We start from the raw sequence: 16,981 nt of genomic DNA on the forward strand, positions 1-16,981 counted from the left end.
GGCAATCTTGCAATGCTTCGACTTCTCGGCGCAGGGCTGATCGCGATTGAAACCTGGCTCCAAGCAGCCTTGAGGTTCTTTTCGGCCGTTCGACATTGGATCCTGCCACCAATACCACCACGGCGGCTGCGCCATGGGAAAAGAGCGCACGACCAGACGGATTTGGTAACGCGCGCCGCAATCGAGGCGATCGAGAAAGTATTCGCCCGGGACTTCAAATGGTCCTTCCGCCGTTTGCGGGATACGAGCATCGGCATCGATGCACGAGCCGAAATCCTCGATGGCGGTTGGCCCACGGGAAGATTTCTGCCGCTGCAGATCAGGTTGATGCCGTCCCGAACGGACAACGGCGGCTACCGCCATCACGGAGAGAAGGGCCACTTGGACTACTGGAGGAGGCACGCATTGACGGTCTGCGTGATCCTAGCCGACCCTGAATCCGGGCTGCTGCTGTGGCAACTTATGGAGACGGAGCGATGCGCGCAAGCCGACGGCAAATGGCCGATCACCGTTCCGGCAGATAACACGCTGAATGCATCTGCCAGGCTTTGTTTCGAGGAAGCCGTGCCTTCCGATCCAGAGTCCTTGATGCGCTTAGCCTTTGCGCTTGATCGGCAATTGATGGAAGAAGTTCGGGACGAGATAACTTTTTTCGTATGGGACGAGTGGAGCGATGCAACTGCGATCTTCAGCAATCTGCGCATCTTTTTCGGCGAAGGCCCGGAGGAAGAACCGGATGAGCAGATCGACTATCATCTGCGCGCCCGCAGTCTCCATGAGGTTATGATCAAGCTCTTCCCCTGGGCAAGCTATTCATATGCCGAACCGATAAGGGAAGCTTCCGGGGGGTGTGCAGTGCACATCCTGGAGGTCGATCTCAGGCTCGAAGCCTACGCCTATCTCGATGCCGAAGAGTTTCTTGAGGCAGGTTATCCCGATGAGGAGGAGCCAAATGCACCGGAGCCCGAAGATTAGTCAACGGGAGTTCAGCCCTAGGATTCCCCGGCCTATGGTCGGCAGCGTCGTCGGCGAGCGGACCCCGCTGCGAGTATCATAGTCCTCCAGAATTGCGCTTATTTGCCGTACATGCGGCAAGCCACGAACCGCCCTCGCAGCAAAGAGATAGCGCTCACCCGTTAGTGTCACGCTCGACGGCTCAGACCACGCCAGGTCTGTATTATGAAGAATGGCAGCAAGCTGCAGGTGATGGCAAGGACCCAGCCGGCCGCACCGACAGAGACAATTCCGAGTGGCAGCCTTCCAAGACGTAGGCGTCGGTCGAGCATGCGCAACAAAATGTTCACCCGATTCAGTGTGCCCTTCCTTCCAGCCAGCCTGGGCTGTCAACGGCCTTGGTCCGCCGGTTAGCGCCATTCAGCGAGGCGCGATGACCCGATGATGCTCGGATTGTTCCCCAGGCTTAGAATATAGGCCGACAGGTTCGCATCCGTTTGCGAAGGTACTGTTCCGCGTCGTCCTTACCGTCGAGATCAACTGGCGCGAGGTTGCCCTACAGACGGTCACGCCGCAACTCGACCTGACAGGAGAAACAGTGACCATGGTTGTGGCGGTCTTCGGCACCACTATCAGCCCCTATCTCCTCTTCTGGCAGGCGTCAGAGGAGGTGGAGGACGACGAGGCCGACCCGACAACCGATCCGCTCATCGACCATCCTGAGCAAGCGCTCGTCCAGCTCAGTCGCATCCGCCGGGACACATATATCGGCATGGCTTTCGCCAACCTTGTCGCCTTCTTCATCATCTTGACGACCGCCGTCACCTTGCATGGCCAGATCGAGATTGAGACCTCTGCCGACGCCGCCGAGGCGCTACGGCCGAGATTGCCGGCGATCTGGCGTTCGCTCTGTTCAGCCTTGGCATTATCGGTACCGGTCTGCTGGCTGTGCCAGTCCTGGCGGGCTCAGCGGCCTATGCCGTATGCGAGTCCCGCGGCTGGGCAATCGGGCTTGAGCACAAGCCGCGGGAAGCAGTTGGTTTCTATACTGTGATCGGCCTCGCCACCCTCATAGGCCTCGCGGTGGACTACTCGAACCTCGACCCCATACGGGCGCTGTTCTGGAGCGCTGTCCTTAACGGCGTGATCTCCGTGCCGCTGATGGCCGCAATGATGATCGTGGTTTCCCGATAGGACGAAATGGGGCGGTTCGTCGCCTCAATTGGACTGCGCGTAAGGGATGGTTCGCCACCACCTGCATGGCGGCCGTGGGCATCACGATGTTCAGCCTGAGCTAGAATGCGATCATGGAAACGTGTTAACGGACATCATACTCGGGAAAAATCGTCCACGTCGCAGATGCCGTCGCACGTCTGCAGTCGTAAGGAGAAATAATCTTCGGCGATCTCTTGGCCACACCTCGACAGAGCGCTTAGCGCCGTTAGTTCAGGCGCTCAATCCCGGAGGTCAAAACTCGATCAGGGATCGGCAGCTCCTTTGTTCGTCTCTTTTTGTCGGTTCCCGCAAAAGTCAGGCGAGAGGCAGCGTTACCTCAATCTGTACGCCTTCATGCTTGAGCGGCCTCGGGGAAACGACTTTCAAACTCATGCCTGTGCGGTCGGCAATTGCCTTTACGATGGAAAATCCCAAGCCGCTACCGCCGACCTTTCCCCTACCGCGCGCGAACCGCTTCCCCAGCCTCTCCGTGGCATCGGCGGACAGGACCGCGCCGTCATTGGCGACGCAAAGTAAGCCGTCTGTCTGCAACGCGACCTCGACTAAACCATTCTGAGCCCCGTGTTTCAGCGCATTTTCAATCAGGTTTCGAAACAGAATGCCAACGGCGTCGGGGTCTAACCTGGAAAGAACCGGTTCTTCCGGAAGGGTCAGGAGGATCCGTCCCTCTCCAGTCCGCGTGAAACCCTCGACGATCATCTCCAGGACGGGTCTCAGATCGGAGGGCTCGTCTGTTTGCAGCCGTCCTCCTTCGGCGCGGGCGAGTTGCATCAACTTTTCCGACGTGCGCATCAGTCGCTTCAGCGTGGTCTCTATCTCCGTTGCCCGCTGGCCCGTTAATTCCTCGCCGGTTTCAGTCCGAATGCGCTGAGCCTGCGCGATCGCGCCTGCAACCGGCGTGCGCAGCTCGTGCGCCGCGTTCGCTGCAAAGGCGCGCTCGGCATTGAACGCCGCCGTCAGACGGTCCAGCAATTGATTGACGCCTGCCGAGATCGGGCGAAGCTCGCTTGGCAGACCGCCATCTGGTAGGGGCGACAGGTCCTGCGCACCGCGCCGGGCAAGCTCTTGTCGAAGCAAGCGTACAGGGCGCAAGGAACGGCGCACCGCCAGAACGATTGCGAGAAGACTGAATGGGATCATCACGATCAACGGCAGGAGAAGCCCCAGCAGCATCTTGCGGGAAAGCTCCGTGCGACGATCGAGCGGTTCGGCAACGGCAATCGTCAGGCCGCCATCGACGCTAGCATCGTAATAGAGTTGGTGCGTTTCGGTGCGCAGAAAACCCGGCTTGACAAACGGCGGAAAGATGGAGGCATCCGCACCTGCGGAGGCGAGAAGAACCTTCCCGTTGCGGTCGCGCACGACAAAAGTTACGTCCTCGCCATATCGCGCCTCGCGGCCGATGCGCCTCTCGCCATCGTCGCCTTCCTCGTTACCATCATGTTCGACAGGATCGCCACGTCCGTCGCCTTCATGCAGGTCGTGCCGAGCAATTGGCAAAACGCGCAGCGCCGTGGCCTTTAGCCCGTCGTCGAACACCTCTTGCATTTCCCCGCCAAGGCGGTGCGCCGTGACCGCCGCCGCCGCCAACCACAGAAGCGTTACCGAAAGCCCGATGGCAAGTGCCAGGCGCGTCTGAAGCGAAGCGCCGGCCTTCACGGTTGCCCCAGCCGATAACCGAGGCCGCGCTCGGTCTCGATCACATGAGCGCCGAGTTTCTTGCGCAACCGGCTGACATGGACCTCGATCGCGTTGCTGTCGATTTCCGTATCGAACGAATAGAGCCGCTCCTCGAGCTGTGCCTTCGAGAGGAGCTGGGCGGGACGTTGCAGAAAGGCCTCAAACAAGACCCATTCTCGCGCCGTAAGAGCAACGGGCTTGCCATTCAACGCGACGCTTCTGGCAGCGAGATCAACGGCGAGCGGACCGAGCGTGATGTTCGGATTTGGGTTGCCGGCATAACGGCGCGCCACCGATCCGATGCGGGCCGATAGTTCTGCAAGGTCGAAGGGCTTCACCATGTAATCATCAGCGCCGGCGTTCAGTCCGGCAATACGGTCAGAGACCTGATCGAGCGCTGTCAGGATCATAACCGGCGTCACGTCGCCCCGCCCGCGCAATCCCTTCAGGAAGGGAACGCCGAGCCCATCGGGCAGCATCAGATCGAGCAGCACCAGATCATAGGCAGCCGCAACGATTGCATCGCCTGCCTGGTCGAGCCGGTTGACCCAATCGACGGAATGCCCATCGGCGGCGATCTGGTCGCGAATGGCCGCACCAAGCGCCGTATCGTCCTCGATCAGCAGAACCCGCATCGCAACCTTTCCTCTCTGCCTCTCTTTGGCCCCTTAGTCCACCCGCCAGCTTACGGGAACCTGAAGCGCTGTCGCGCCAATTGTCAGGTGGCGGTCAGCTTAGGACGCAATTGATCAGCCCGAAATCCCCGTCAGATGCCCAACTGGAGATCACTTATGACATACCGCAAACTTCTTCTGGCCGCGTGCGCCGGCATAGGCTTTCTCGCCCCCCTCGGCAGTCTCGCGATGCCGTTCCCGGCAGCGAAGACCGCTGGGGCCATACTAGCCGGGTATCAAGAGAACGAGGACGATGATCACCAGGCGCATCGCCTCCGTCACGACGACAATGGCCGCTACGCCGCCGACGACTGCGAAGACGAGGATGAAAATTCTTGCGGTCGAGGCGGCGTCTTGCAGCAGCAGAACGCCACCCCGCCTAGCAACGGCCTGTTCACGCCTGGCTCCAAGCCGCGCGCCCAGACGAACTGAACCGCCAAGTCCGACCAAGGAGACGATCGATGAGAATGAAGTCCTTCATTGCCCTGCTTGCTGTCACTACGGCCCTTACCGTTCCCGGCCTCGCCATGGCCCGCGAGGTGACCTTCACCACCAACATGCGCAGCTACGGCGGCGATGGCGCCTACGTTGCCTATTATGTCACCGATGCGCAAGGCAAGTATGTCGGCAGTCTCTGGATGGCGGGCGGCAAGACTAGATACTACGAGCATCTCAGCGGCTGGTACCGTGCCACCGGCGGTGACATCGGCGAGATCAACGGCATTACGGGCGCCAGCGTTGGGGCGGGTCGTTCGCTTAAGGTCACGGTCGACCTTGCCGATACGCTGTTCGATGCCGGCTATCAGCTTCACATCGATTCCGCCGTGGAGGACATGCGCGACAGTCCGAATGAGATCGTGGTGCCGCTGACGTCAGGCGGCTCGGGCCAGAACGTGAAAGGTACGCGCTACATCGCCGCCTTCACCTACGTGCGTTGAGGAGAAGGGACGCCTGTTATGAGTCGCTCGCTCCACCGCTGCTTCGGACTGATCGCTACCGTCCTTCTCACCGTCGTCGCGCTGAGCGGCGCCGCACTCTCGATCTTCCCAGCCGCAGAGGCGCTCACCACACCTGCGGCGCAGCGCATCAGCGTCGCGGAACTCGCCACGCGAGTCCAGGCGTCAGAACCTACGGTCGAACAGATCAGGCGCGCGCCGTCTGGGCGGATCACCGCCTATTACTACGAAGGCGACCAACCCGCCTCCGCTGTCATCGACCCTGCCACTGGAAAGCCGGTCGGCAGCGCCGGCACCTCGGAGCTGGAGCGTTGGTTGGTCAATCTTCATCGTTCGCTTTTCTTGGACGATCCCGGACGCTTCATAACTGCTGGCAGTGCAGCGGTTGTGCTTGCCCTTGCAATCTCCGGGCTGTTCCTGATGGCGCGGCGCGCCGGCGGCTGGCGGTCCGTCCTGACATCCGTTCGCGGCTACGGCGATGGACGCTTACACGCCGTCGTCTCACGCCTTGCCCTGCCCGGCCTCTTCCTCTCCGCGCTCACCGCGTTCTGGATGACGGCTGCTGTTTTCGGGCTATTGCCGGAAGGCGCGAATGCGCCGGCCTTCCCGGCCAACGTCAGCGGCAAGACCGGCGTGGCCCTTACCTCTGTCGCCCTGCTTCAAGAGACTATGGTCGATGACCTGCTCTCGCTTAGCTTCCCTGCCACGGGCGACTCAACGGACGTTTTCACACTCAAGATAACAGGAGGAGAAGCTTATATCGACCAGGGCAACGGTGCGCTGCTGGCTTGGTCTGACGCCGGCTGGGTCGACAAGGTCACGCGCCTCATCACCATGCTGCACACAGGGCGCGGCGTGGCGTGGCTTGGGCTCGTCCTCGGGTTCTCTGCGCTTGCGGTACCCGTCCTGGGCTGGACTGGCATGATCGTTTGGCTGAGGGGGCGCCGCAACCCCAAGGCAGCCTCGGTTGCCGCCGACGAGGCCGATACGATCCTGCTAGTCGGCAGTGAGAACGGAACGACCTGGGGCTTCGCCAATACGCTGCAGACTGCTCTTTCCGCACAGGGTCTTCGCGTTCATGTCGGCCCGATGTCCAATTTCGAGCCGGCCCACTGGCCGAAGGCGCGGCGTGTCATTCTGTTCGCCGCCACCTATGGCGATGGCACGGCGCCTGCAGCCTCCAAGGAATTCGTCGAACGCTTCGAGCGTGTGCCGGCAATGCCCGGCCTGCCGCTCGCCGTGCTCGGTTTCGGCGATCGCAGCTTCCCGGCCTTCTGCGGTTTCGCCACCGAGATCGCGAGGATCGCTGAGGACAAGGGCTGGGCCGTCCTTAGCCCCTTCGACACGGTAGATCGACAATCGCCACAGGATTTCGCCCGCTGGGGGCGGCGCCTGGCCGAAACGCTTGGCCTCGTTTTCGAGCTGAACCACCAACCGACCGCACCGAAGACCTGGAGATTGCCGGTCATATCTCGCCGCGATTATGGAGCAAGCGTACAGGCGACAACCGCCATCCTGCGCTTTGCCCTTCCGAAGATATCGCTTTGGCAGCGTCTGACGGGCAAGGGCTTCTCGCGGTTTGAGGCCGGAGATCTGATCGGCATCGTGCCGCAAGGCTCGGATCTGCCGCGATTCTACTCGCTTGCTTCCGGTATGAAAGATGGCTTTCTCGAAATCTGTGTCCGCAAGCAAGTGGGAGGGCTTTGCTCCAACCAACTCACCGCGCTGGAACCGGGCGAGACTATTGCGGCCTTCGTGCGTCCAAACCCGGCGTTCCGTCCGGCGCGCGGACGCAAGCCCGTCATCCTCATCGGCGCCGGCGCGGGGATCGGTCCGCTGGCCGGCTTTGCCCGCGGAAACCGGGGATGCCGTCCCATGCATCTCTATTTCGGAATCCGCCATCCCGCCAGCGATGCGCTCTACGCAGAGGAACTTTCCAACTGGAACAAGGACGGCCGGCTGACCTCGGTCTCGACCGCCTTCTCGCGAACCGCGAACCCGGCCTATGTGCAGGATATCCTTTGCAAGGATGCCGAGCGAATCGGCAAGCTTATCGCTGCGGGCGGTCAGGTTCTCATCTGCGGGAGTCGGGATATGGCGGCGGCTGTTGCGACCGTGCTCGCCGACATTCTCGCGCCACAGGGTTTCAGCCTCGCGCTCCTGAAAGCCAATGGTCGCTATACCGAGGACGTGTACTGACATGACGCGCTACACGATGAACGGTCCGACTATGGGCACGCGCTGGTCAGCACTCTTTCACATGCCATTGGATTTCGATGTCCACCGCGCCCGCAAGGCGATGGCCGACGCCGTGACGGAAGTCGACGAACAAATGTCCACCTGGCGGCCTGAAAGCGACCTCAACCGCTTGAACGCCGCAAAGCCCGGTGAATGGGTGTTTGTGCCTGAAAGCCTGCTTACTGTGCTGGGAACGGGTCTTAAAATCGGTCAAGCTTCGGGCGGCGCCTTCGATATCGGCCTGGGTGACGCCGTCTCCGCCTGGGGTTTCGGCGCGGCGGACGCAAGCGAGGACCGGATCAAGACTGCCCGTCTCGCCAGACGCAGCCCGGCCCATGATGTTCTGGAGCTAGACAAGGCCGCCGGACGCGCCCGCAAGCACTCAGAGATGTGCTTCGATCTCAATGGCATCGCCAAGGGTTTTGGTGTCGATCAACTGACCGGGGCTGCGCGCCAGCTCGGTATCGAAGCCGGCCTCTTCGCCATCGACGGCGAACTGCGAGCGCTCGGCACTCAGCCCGACGGCCGCGGCTGGACCGTCGCCGTCGAAATGCCAAACCTGGAAACGCGTGCCCCGCATTCCGTGCTCGTGCTAGAAGATGTCGCTGTTGCGACGTCAGGCGACTACCGACACTGGATCGATGTCGGCGGCCGCCGTCTGTCGCACACCATGGACCCGCACCTCGGCATGCCGCTCAGACATCCTCCCGCGTCCGCTACCGTGATCGCCTGCGATTGTATGAGCGCCGACGCCTGGGCGACGGCGATGATGGTTCTCGGCGAAGCACGTGGTCTTGCGCTCGCCGAAACGCTTGGTCTGCCTGTTCTCTTCCTCGAGCACGGCCAGTCGAAAGGAATCGGATGCGGCCTGTTTTCACGCTGATCAGCGCTAAACATCCATCTCAGAAGATCAACATATGAGCCGTGAAATGAGCCAATAGCACTGAAGGAATCCTTGCCCTCGGGTCTGGCGGCTCAATCCTCAGCATCGCTTCGGCATTGCGGCCGGCAGCATTCATCGTGTCCTAAAAGACAATTCCAAGCTGAGGAGAATAACAACTCAAAGAGGAGATGCGGAAAGTCTATGTTGAGACTTCCCACTGCCAAATGAGATACCTTATCACCTACACGCCGAGTGGATGATGCCGCCCTCAGGCCGAAATCCGCTCTTTCCAACGACGGTTTTCGGTGTTCTGACGGAGATCGATGTGAGGCAACCATGAAGAAGATCGATGTCGACATCGACGACTATCTCATCCTCGGTGCCTTCCGTCCGCACATGGCGTTTGAGGCGATGAAACTGAAACCGAGGGTCGGAGCCATGCTGCCGGGCAATGTCATCGTGCGTAACGTCAGTGGCGGCGGTCGTAGTGAGCGCCATCCGGTCGCGTCGATGCGGCCGAGCGACAATGAAATGCTGAGCCTTCTGGCGGGCAAGGCCCGCTCGATGCTCGCCGACGCGGCGGTGGAGGTTTGGCATCGGATATATTGCGAGGGCCGGCTTCCCAAGCCGTTCTGATTGTGGATCCAAACAGCCCGCGCCGAGAAGAGAACTTGGATCGGCCTCTCGTTCATTGCGCGACGAGAACCGCAGTATCCTAAAAAACTCACCCGGTCCGACAAGCTAGGCGTGCAATAGGTACAGTGTGTTGAGGCCACCTCTCAGATCGCGGTGCCAACAAGCGCACCGATTCCAGCCGTCAACGCCATGGCGAAAGCGCCCCAGAACATGACGCGGGTCGTGGCCCTCCAGATGTTCGCGCCGCCCGCTTTCGCGCCGATTGCGCCCAACAGCGCGAGGAAAGCCAAAGACGCGGTTGCAACGGTGTAGATCAGTATCGAGGCGGGAGAAAGGACGACCGTGAGCAAGGGCAATGCGGCCCCCACCGCGAACGTGGCGGCCGACGTAAGAGCTGCCTCAACGGGGCGGGCCGCCATGTGATCAACGATACCGAGTTCGTCGCGCGAATGCGCGTGGAGAGCATCACCAGCGGTCAGTTGGTTCGCGACTTGCCTGGCCAGATCTTTGGTAAGACCGCGTCTGACATAGATTTGCATCAGTTCCTCGAGTTCCGCTTCGGGGTGCATTTCCAACTCCATCCGCTCCCGCGCAAGATCGGCTATCTCGGTGTCCGCCTGCGAACTTACCGACACATATTCGCCGGCCGCCATGGACATCGCGCCCGCGACCAGACCGGCGACGCCCGCCACCAAGATCTGTGACGGTGCCGCGGACGCGGTGGCGACGCCCATGATCAAGCTCGCCGTCGAGACGATTCCGTCGTTTGCGCCGAGGACGGCTGCCCGGAGCCAGCCGATGCGGGAGATCAGGTGATGCTCGGAATGCAGTCTGCTCATGGAGTGTCTCCAGGACAAAGCCGATTTGACGTAATGGTGTGAGATTAACCCAAGCACGGTATTCGCGATCACAGCTGCGACGGGTGCCCAGAGCGGGCATATAGGGCACCGCACTCACTGGAATCTTGCAAAGTCAGCCGGAGACTTCGTGTATCGAACTCACTTCTGCGTATTCTCTCGAAGTGATGTCCCCGCCCGCTTTAAGAGAACGGGTTCGAAATAGTCCACCAACTTCTTGGGGCTTGCAGGATCCTTCAGAGCGGGCTGTTTGCGACCCGTCAACGGAGGTTCGACGCCACCGGCCCCGCAAAGAACGCTCGCTCGCCTTTTTTTTGAACTTCTATCCCAACCGGCAAGGATCTTACTTTCCAAAATAAGCATCCCCATGAATACGATTACCGCCAGAAGCCACCCGAGGAGCGCGTCGGAAGCGTAATGAGATCCAACCGCGACACGCAAGGCCGCCATGGTTGTGGAAGCAATAATTAACGGCGGTGCAATCCACACGCGAGCATTAGCCGGAACCAAGAAAAGAAGGCATAACAGCCACCCCGCTCCCGACGCTTCTCCGGACACGAATGAGCAGTTTCGGGTGCACTCGCCGACGAACGTTCCGGCGGCAGTAAAATCCAGATTTCCGCCAAAGAGATTCGTTTGGAAGGGCCTCGGTCTACCGGAAAAAGTCTTCAGGAACGAATTCACCAATAGGCCAGGTCCGACACCAAGACTGATCAACGCCACCAAAAGGCGCGTCATCGGTAGATGTTCTCGCAGCTGTCTCGAAAAGACGCCGATCAATGCCATCACAACGATGAGCACTGCGGCGACGTATGGAAGGACGTAGAGCATCCAACGAATACCCTTGAACACTTCCATTCGACGAAGCGGGAAATATCCGCATCCGACCCCAGAAAGAGCCCCAGCGCAAAGTGGCCCTCTGAAGAACGCCGAGGACACGCTGATATCGATAGTAGGATGAGTGTAGAATGTCGCAAGCAAGGTAAACCAAGCCACGATCAAGGCGAAGAACATCGTTACCGATGGTGTTGCGCAGTACGACTGGTGGCGTGCCTGGGATATCATTGTCTTAGCGCTCGAAGCCGATGGTTGCCCCTTTATCCAACGCCACCATAGCCTGACAGCTACCTGAAACCGGTTAAGAACGGCAATTTTGTTCTCGGAAACCAGCCTGTTGCTCTCTTTCTTCGCAGGAACGTCTTCGCGATCAAATCAACAGTGGATCGTGGTGACTGCAATTGGTTTTGCATATCCTCCTTGAAACCACCGCCTAGAGCGGCACCCAAGCGGACACGGGAGACGCTTGGGGCGCTGCCGCCCAAGTATGAGCTGGATTTTCGCCTCTGTTTGATTTGCATTTCGGCCGGATACCCCATGCCCATCATCGCTTTTGGATCACCGCAGAAGAACGAGTCCCTTGGATCAGGCGCAGAATGCCTTGGCGGTCCTGTTGGTCAACTGCGCGCCTCTGGTTGCTCGCGCCGGACCGAGCATGGTCGAGCGACGCTTCGAAACCGAGCATCTCCATCGGGCATCCTCCAAAGTCAGTCCATCTTTTCCAGTCGCGCCCAGTGCGCCATTTCTCCCGGAATAGCAGCCCCGGCCCCCGCACGGGATTGTCGTTTGGCGGGACTAACCGGCGCGATCTGCTCGTCACTTGTCGGTTCAACCTCACAGAACATCTGCGTGAGCATACTCATGACGGCCGCGACGCGCCCATCGGAGATCGAGTAGTAGACTTGGCGCGAGTGGCGACGGGTCTCGACCAGGCCCGCCTGGCGAAGTTCCGCGAGTTGCTGCGAAAGCGCCGGCTGCTTAAAACCGAGTTCTTCCTGGATTTCGCCGACAGAACGCTCTCTTTGCGCAATGCAGCAAAGAAGCATCAGCCGGCTTGGTGTGCTGAACAGTCGCATGAACTCAGCAGCCTCAACGGCCTTCTCCTGCATTTCTTCCAGAACGGCGCCGCTCATCCGCGTCGCTCCCGGTAGTACCAGGACTCGCCTTTGCGAAGGTCGTTGCCTTCCTCCATTGAAGCCGCAGCAGGCTCAAGCAGTGCTTCCCCATGCTTCCAGCCCTCGGGCGTCAGAGCCCCTTCCCTTTCCGAGGTCTGCAATGCCTCGACAAGACGGAGGAGCTCGCCTACCGATCTCCCGACATTCATCGGATACCAGACGATGGCCCGGATGATCCCCTTCGGATCGACCACGTAGGTGGCACGCACGGCCCCGCTATTTTCGGAAGAACTATCCAACATGCCATAGGCTCTGGCGATCACCATCGCCGAATCTTCGATCAACGGAAATTTAACCTTCACTCCAAAGCTATGTTCTATGTCGCGCAGCCAAGCGACGTGAGAATAGAGGCTGTCGATGGACAGGCCGAGAAGGTCGCAGTTTAGTTTGGAAAAGCTCTCATGGGCACGAGCGAATGCGATTAGCTCGCTGGTGCACACTGAGGTGAAGTCGGCCGGGTGAGAGAAAAGCAAGAGCCATCGCCCCCGATAGCTCGAGAGCGACACTTCGCCGCCTGTGGAGCGCGCAACAAAGCCCGGCGCCCTGTCATTGATCCGCAAAGCCCCTGGCGCGGCCTCCATATTTTCAGTCGTCGTGTCCATTCCTACCCCTGTCTATCGGACAGTACCGCAAAGCCGTTGGACATCAAAGTACATGCTTGCATGTTTAATGTAAATATGTATTTTAGCTTTACCAAATGGAGAAGGCAATGCCCAGCTCGGCTATAGACACCCCTCTTTCACATGCGTCCGGGATCGTCCGGGAAGCTCTTCAAAATCATTCGAAGCGGCCTGACGTGCGATCATTCTTCGATCCTTCGACCTTCACCGTCAGCCATGTCCTCCGCGATCCGAACTCAAACGCCTGCGCTATCATCGACAGTGTGCTTGACTACGACCCAGCATCCGGGCGAACGACAAACGTGTCCGCTCGTGCTCTTATCGATTACGTGAAATCCGAAAGTCTCGAAGTTCAATGGCTTCTCGAGACGCATGCGCATGCCGACCACCTGTCGGCGGCGCCGCTCCTGCAAGCTGAACTCGGCGGCCAGCTCGCCATCGGCCGCGAGATCGTTCGCGTCCAGGAAGTCTTCGGCAAGATCTTCAACGCCGGCACCGAGTTTCAAAGAGACGGCAGCCAGTTCGACCAGCTCTTCCACGACGGCGACCGCTTTAAGATCGGCGATCTGAATGCGACTGTTCTTCACGTTCCCGGTCACACGCCCGCCTGCCTGGCTTACGTCATCGGCGATGCCGTTTTTCCCGGTGACACCCTGTTCATGCCCGATTACGGCACGGCACGCTGTGACTTTCCGGGTGGTGACGCCCGCACGCTTTACCGGTCCATCAGGCGTCTCACCCAACTTCCCGACGAGGCCCGCATGTTCATGTGCCATGATTACAAGGCATCGAATCGCGACGACTACGCCTGGGAGACGACCATCGGCGCCGAACGTACAGGCAACATCCACGTGCATGAGGGAGTGACCGAAGACGACTTCGTCAAGATGCGCAACGATCGCGATGCCACTCTGGCGATGCCGAAACTGATCCTCCCCTCGGTGCAGGTGAACATGCGTGGGGGCAAACTGCCCCCGGCCGAGGACAACGGCATTCACTATCTGAAGATTCCAGTCAACGCACTGTAGGCACACATGTCTCACTTGAACTACATCTGGCCGCTTTCCGGCGGCCTTCTGATCGGCCTGTCAGCAGCATTATACCTGCTACTCGACGGCCGCATCGCAGGCATATCCGGCTTGACTGCCTCTGCCTTCGGCTGGACGGGTGAGGGCGTCAGTCCGCTGGGCATCGGGTTCGTTGGCGGGATCGTCGGCGGCGCCGGAATTGCGTTCACCTATATTCGGCATGCCGAGTTGACGATCGTATCGTCGCCAATCCTTCTTATTATCGGGGGCCTGCTCGTAGGATTCGGCACACGACTGGGATCGGGCTGTACCAGCGGTCACGGCGTGTGCGGTCTTGCGAGATTGTCGCCGCGTTCGCTCGTTGCCACGGCGACTTTCATGGCCGTTGCGGCAGCGACTGTCTACATGATGCGCCATCTGATTGGAGGGCTGTGATGACCAGCCGTATCCTTGCTGCGATCCTCTGCGGCATTCTCTTCGGCATTGGCCTTGTCGTATCGGACATGGTCAACCCGGCTCGCGTGCTTGGCTTCCTCGACGTCGCCGGAGACTGGGACCCGTCTCTCGCCTTTGTCATGGGCGGCGCGTTGATCCCCTCGTCCGTAGCCTATGCGATCAAGCAATATCGATCACGCCCGGCCTTCGATACAAAATTTCACGTTCCGACCAGCCGCTCTATAGACGCCAGGCTCGTCTTCGGCGCGGTTCTCTTCGGTCTAGGATGGGGCCTGGTCGGTTTCTGCCCCGGCCCAGCGATCGCATCACTCGCCACCGGGCGCTGGGAGACCGTTCTGTTCGCTATGGCCATGATTGCGGGCATGTTCGCCTACCGCATCGCCCAATCAGGGCGAAGCGCGCCGCTGCGCTTTAATTGAGTATGAGGAGGCCGCGCGGCGGCCCAAAACCATCGCCATGTACCTCGATGCAATGCAATATATTCTTGGGACTGTTTCCGGCGGACTTGTAGGCTTCACCCTTGGGATGTTCGGCGGTGGCGGCTCGATCCTTGCTGTTCCCCTCATGGTCTACTTCGTCGGCGTTCCAAGCGCTCACCTCGCAATCGGGACGAGCGCCTTTGCAGTTGCCGCCAATGCATTCGCCAATCTCCTCGGGCATGCGAGGCTCGGCAATGTCAAATGGCGATGCGCTGGCGTCTACAGTGTCGCGGGCATTATCGGAGCCTTCATCGGGTCGACCGTCGGCAAGATGATCGACGGACAGAGGCTGCTTGTCTTTTTCGCACTTCTCATGCTTGTGGTCGGTTTCCTGATGCTCCGCAAGCGCGGAGCAGAAGGCGATCCAGCAGCGCAATGCTCACGAGGAAACGCGCACAAGGTGGTCGGTTTTGGCGGACTGACAGGTGTGTTCTCCGGCTTCTTCGGTATTGGTGGCGGCTTTCTCATCGTTCCAGGTCTGATCGCCTCGACCGGAATGCCGATCCTCTTCGCAATCGGATCGTCACTCGTCGCCGTCACTGCATTCGGATTGACGACGGCGCTCAACTACGCCCTGTCCGGATATGTCGACTGGTTGCTCGCGGGGGTCTTCATCGCCGGCGGCGTGGTGGGAGGATTGGTTGGTGCCAGTCTCGCCCGACATCTTTCGGCGCGTAAGGGGCTTTTGAACAGCCTGTTCGCGACCCTAATCTTCGTCGTTGCTGGCTACATGCTATATCGAAGCGCCGGGCAGACATTGGGTGCGTAGTATCGGATACGAAAATCGAACCTGGCCGGTCGGTCAGATTTTCCACTCGCTGCAATGGCCCATTGTCAGGAAGGGTCTTGCCGCCGGAGGAATAGCTCGACGGCACGAGCCCGGTATAGGCGGCAAGCTTCTTCGGGTTGCGAAAGCGCGATATGTCGTCGACTTCTGCATCGATCAGCCTTGCAAAGAACTCGCCGATGCCAGGGATCGTCTTCAACAGGTTGACGTTGGCATTGGCCTTGATCATCGTTCGGATCGTCGCCTCCGACTGATTGATGCGCCCATCGATGTCGCCGATGAAGGCGAGGCCACAGTTTATCTGGACGCGGTCGATCTCAGAGACGTTGACCTCAGCCAATTGGACGCGGCCGGCCTCGCTTTCTCAAGGCACACTTAGCTGAAAGTGGCGGCGCTTCCGCTGATACGACGAAGACAGCTGCCTAATAGGAAGCGCCCCGAAGCAATCGCTGTTTCGGGGCGTCGTTCTGTTGTCCGCACAGGTCCGGGAGTAGACCGAGATCAGTTGCGGGTACCCGGTTGTTTCCGCAGGTCTTGAGCGGATACGAACCGACGACCCCGTTATTTACTTCGTCGACGCGATCGACTTGCAATCGCTCCACAGCCGGCGGTGGCGACCAAACCGCTCACTTGCCCAGCTTCGCAGCCGCAACAGCGTGCGGTATCGGGAACGTGGCAATCTCGGTGAGGACGTCCGTCAGATCGCCAGGATCGTGTGCAACGCCCTCGACGAAAGCGTGCCATTGCCGCTGCTTTTGCTCGTCCTTGGCAAAGGCGTTCGTCAGGGCGTCCGGTAGCTCGGTGGGGATTGGAGTTTCGCGCTGCTCGAACGTCGCTGCGATTGCACGCGCCAATCTGTCATCGGTGAAATCGAATGACCTGCTGAGAACCCAGATATCGTAGAAGTCCTTCATCCGGCTGTTTGCACGCCCCCAGCATGACCATCGCCTGGAACTTCTCGGCTATAACGGTCTCCCGAGCATAGGCTCGGAGCCTGGGCGTCGGAAAACCGAGCATGGAAGGATAATCTAACATCTCCGCCCCAGGCTCAAGCGCATCGCCAAACCCGATGTCGATCGTCAGGGTGATTCGGGCTCCGCTGATCGAAGCGACCACCCGCACCCTGAGCCCACCATACTCCAGTCCCTCGCGAATGCGATCCACACGTAAAGTTTTGGCGTCGAACGTGACGCCATCATCAGCCGGGTGCTCCAGAATCTCCCGAAAAGTCGCCAGCATCGGGTCTGGTTCGGGATTGCCAAAGCCCAAAAGGTCCAGATCGCGCGTACCGCGGTGGGGATCGTCAAACCAACTCATCATCAGCATCGCACCCTTCAGCACAAACCGACCGGCGTGGGGCGACTGGCTGATCCGAAACAATAATCGTTCAAGGGCGAAACGCGTCAGAACCAGATCAAAGCTCTGCCCGCTTGCCTTGCCGAGTTGCAGCAGGCGGGCGCGGACCGAGGCGCCGACGTTTCTGAT

Annotated in this window: 17 protein-coding genes and 3 pseudogenes; 12 read left to right on the top strand and 8 right to left on the bottom strand. The window is 59.9% G+C overall.

Translation table 11 applies throughout. The annotated features are described in order from the left end of the window. Window positions 1–12 precede the first annotated feature (12 nt). From AS026_RS05295 to AS026_RS43950, 3 genes are all read left to right on the top strand, one after another. Complete coding sequence (locus tag AS026_RS05295) at window positions 13–975, top strand: DUF4365 domain-containing protein (protein WP_062368841.1); 963 nt, start codon at window positions 13–15, stop codon at window positions 973–975. A 514-nt stretch (window positions 976–1,489) separates the two neighbouring features. Next, window positions 1,490–2,008 carry a divalent metal cation transporter gene (locus AS026_RS42630; RefSeq protein ID WP_280950851.1) on the top strand — a complete coding sequence of 173 codons (519 nt, stop codon included), beginning with the start codon at window positions 1,490–1,492 and terminating at the stop codon, window positions 2,006–2,008. Next, window positions 1,897–2,148 carry a divalent metal cation transporter gene (locus AS026_RS43950; protein ID WP_280950852.1) on the top strand — a complete coding sequence of 84 codons (252 nt, stop codon included), beginning with the start codon at window positions 1,897–1,899 and terminating at the stop codon, window positions 2,146–2,148. Before AS026_RS42630 ends, AS026_RS43950 begins: the two co-directional genes overlap by 112 nt. A gap of 336 nt (window positions 2,149–2,484) precedes the next feature. Here the strand turns inward: AS026_RS43950 and AS026_RS05305 are convergent, their stop codons facing one another. Continuing rightward, complete coding sequence (locus AS026_RS05305; protein WP_062368842.1) at window positions 2,485–3,849, bottom strand: ATP-binding protein; 1,365 nt, start codon at window positions 3,847–3,849, stop codon at window positions 2,485–2,487. Then, window positions 3,846–4,505 (bottom strand): response regulator transcription factor, encoded by a 660-nt coding sequence (locus tag AS026_RS05310; protein WP_025662078.1) that lies wholly within the window; start codon window positions 4,503–4,505, stop codon window positions 3,846–3,848. Before AS026_RS05310 ends, AS026_RS05305 begins: the two co-directional genes overlap by 4 nt. 156 nt (window positions 4,506–4,661) lie before the next feature. Between AS026_RS05310 and AS026_RS05315 the strand changes: the two genes are divergently transcribed. The 5 genes and pseudogenes from AS026_RS05315 to AS026_RS05335 all read left to right on the top strand — a co-directional run bounded on the left by AS026_RS05315 (window position 4,662) and on the right by AS026_RS05335 (window position 9,257). Beyond that, window positions 4,662–4,976 (top strand): hypothetical protein, encoded by a 315-nt coding sequence (locus AS026_RS05315; protein WP_062368843.1) that lies wholly within the window; start codon window positions 4,662–4,664, stop codon window positions 4,974–4,976. 35 nt (window positions 4,977–5,011) lie between these two features. Beyond that, on the top strand, window positions 5,012–5,482 hold the full coding sequence (locus AS026_RS05320; RefSeq protein WP_062368912.1) for a DUF2271 domain-containing protein: 471 nt from the start codon (window positions 5,012–5,014) through the stop codon (window positions 5,480–5,482). 18 nt (window positions 5,483–5,500) lie between these two features. Continuing rightward, on the top strand, window positions 5,501–7,699 hold the full coding sequence (locus AS026_RS05325) for a PepSY domain-containing protein (protein WP_062368844.1): 2,199 nt from the start codon (window positions 5,501–5,503) through the stop codon (window positions 7,697–7,699). A gap of 1 nt (window position 7,700) precedes the next feature. Then, entirely contained in the window at window positions 7,701–8,621 is a 921-nt protein-coding gene (locus tag AS026_RS05330) for an FAD:protein FMN transferase (protein ID WP_062368845.1), read from the top strand. Between the two features lie 252 nt (window positions 8,622–8,873). Next, window positions 8,874–9,257, top strand: a pseudogene (locus AS026_RS05335) (DUF302 domain-containing protein). A gap of 143 nt (window positions 9,258–9,400) precedes the next feature. Here the strand turns inward: AS026_RS05335 and AS026_RS05340 are convergent. The 4 genes from AS026_RS05340 to AS026_RS05355 all read right to left on the bottom strand — a co-directional run bounded on the left by AS026_RS05340 (window position 9,401) and on the right by AS026_RS05355 (window position 12,728). Beyond that, entirely contained in the window at window positions 9,401–10,096 is a 696-nt protein-coding gene (locus AS026_RS05340; RefSeq protein WP_062368847.1) for a VIT1/CCC1 transporter family protein, read from the bottom strand. A gap of 159 nt (window positions 10,097–10,255) precedes the next feature. Then, on the bottom strand, window positions 10,256–11,179 hold the full coding sequence (locus tag AS026_RS05345; protein WP_082728444.1) for a phosphatase PAP2 family protein: 924 nt from the start codon (window positions 11,177–11,179) through the stop codon (window positions 10,256–10,258). A gap of 479 nt (window positions 11,180–11,658) precedes the next feature. Continuing rightward, window positions 11,659–12,084 carry an ArsR/SmtB family transcription factor gene (locus AS026_RS05350; RefSeq protein WP_062368848.1) on the bottom strand — a complete coding sequence of 142 codons (426 nt, stop codon included), beginning with the start codon at window positions 12,082–12,084 and terminating at the stop codon, window positions 11,659–11,661. After that, window positions 12,081–12,728 carry a peroxiredoxin gene (locus tag AS026_RS05355; RefSeq protein ID WP_062368849.1) on the bottom strand — a complete coding sequence of 216 codons (648 nt, stop codon included), beginning with the start codon at window positions 12,726–12,728 and terminating at the stop codon, window positions 12,081–12,083. The genes AS026_RS05350 and AS026_RS05355 overlap by 4 nt, the downstream gene beginning before the upstream one ends. 107 nt (window positions 12,729–12,835) lie before the next feature. Between AS026_RS05355 and AS026_RS05360 the strand changes: the two genes are divergently transcribed. Genes AS026_RS05360 through AS026_RS05375 form a run of 4 tightly spaced genes read left to right on the top strand, consistent with a single transcriptional unit; the run spans window position 12,836 to window position 15,478 of the window. Continuing rightward, entirely contained in the window at window positions 12,836–13,774 is a 939-nt protein-coding gene (locus tag AS026_RS05360; RefSeq protein ID WP_062368850.1) for an MBL fold metallo-hydrolase, read from the top strand. A gap of 6 nt (window positions 13,775–13,780) precedes the next feature. After that, window positions 13,781–14,209, top strand: a complete 429-nt coding sequence (locus AS026_RS05365) for a YeeE/YedE family protein (protein WP_062368851.1) — start codon at window positions 13,781–13,783, stop codon at window positions 14,207–14,209. Next, window positions 14,209–14,649, top strand: coding sequence for a YeeE/YedE family protein (locus AS026_RS05370; RefSeq protein ID WP_062368852.1), 441 nt, complete (start codon window positions 14,209–14,211; stop codon window positions 14,647–14,649). Before AS026_RS05365 ends, AS026_RS05370 begins: the two co-directional genes overlap by 1 nt. Window positions 14,650–14,686: 37 nt before the next feature. After that, window positions 14,687–15,478 carry a sulfite exporter TauE/SafE family protein gene (locus tag AS026_RS05375; protein WP_062368853.1) on the top strand — a complete coding sequence of 264 codons (792 nt, stop codon included), beginning with the start codon at window positions 14,687–14,689 and terminating at the stop codon, window positions 15,476–15,478. 73 nt (window positions 15,479–15,551) lie between these two features. Here the strand turns inward: AS026_RS05375 and AS026_RS39395 are convergent. Next, window positions 15,552–15,854: pseudogene (locus AS026_RS39395) on the bottom strand (transposase); the annotation flags it as partial. Window positions 15,855–16,122: 268 nt separating this feature from the next. Further along, window positions 16,123–16,981: pseudogene (locus tag AS026_RS05385) on the bottom strand (nucleotidyl transferase AbiEii/AbiGii toxin family protein).

The sequence above is a fragment of the Rhizobium altiplani genome (assembly GCF_001542405.1).
GTDB classification, from domain to species: domain Bacteria; phylum Pseudomonadota; class Alphaproteobacteria; order Rhizobiales; family Rhizobiaceae; genus Rhizobium; species Rhizobium altiplani.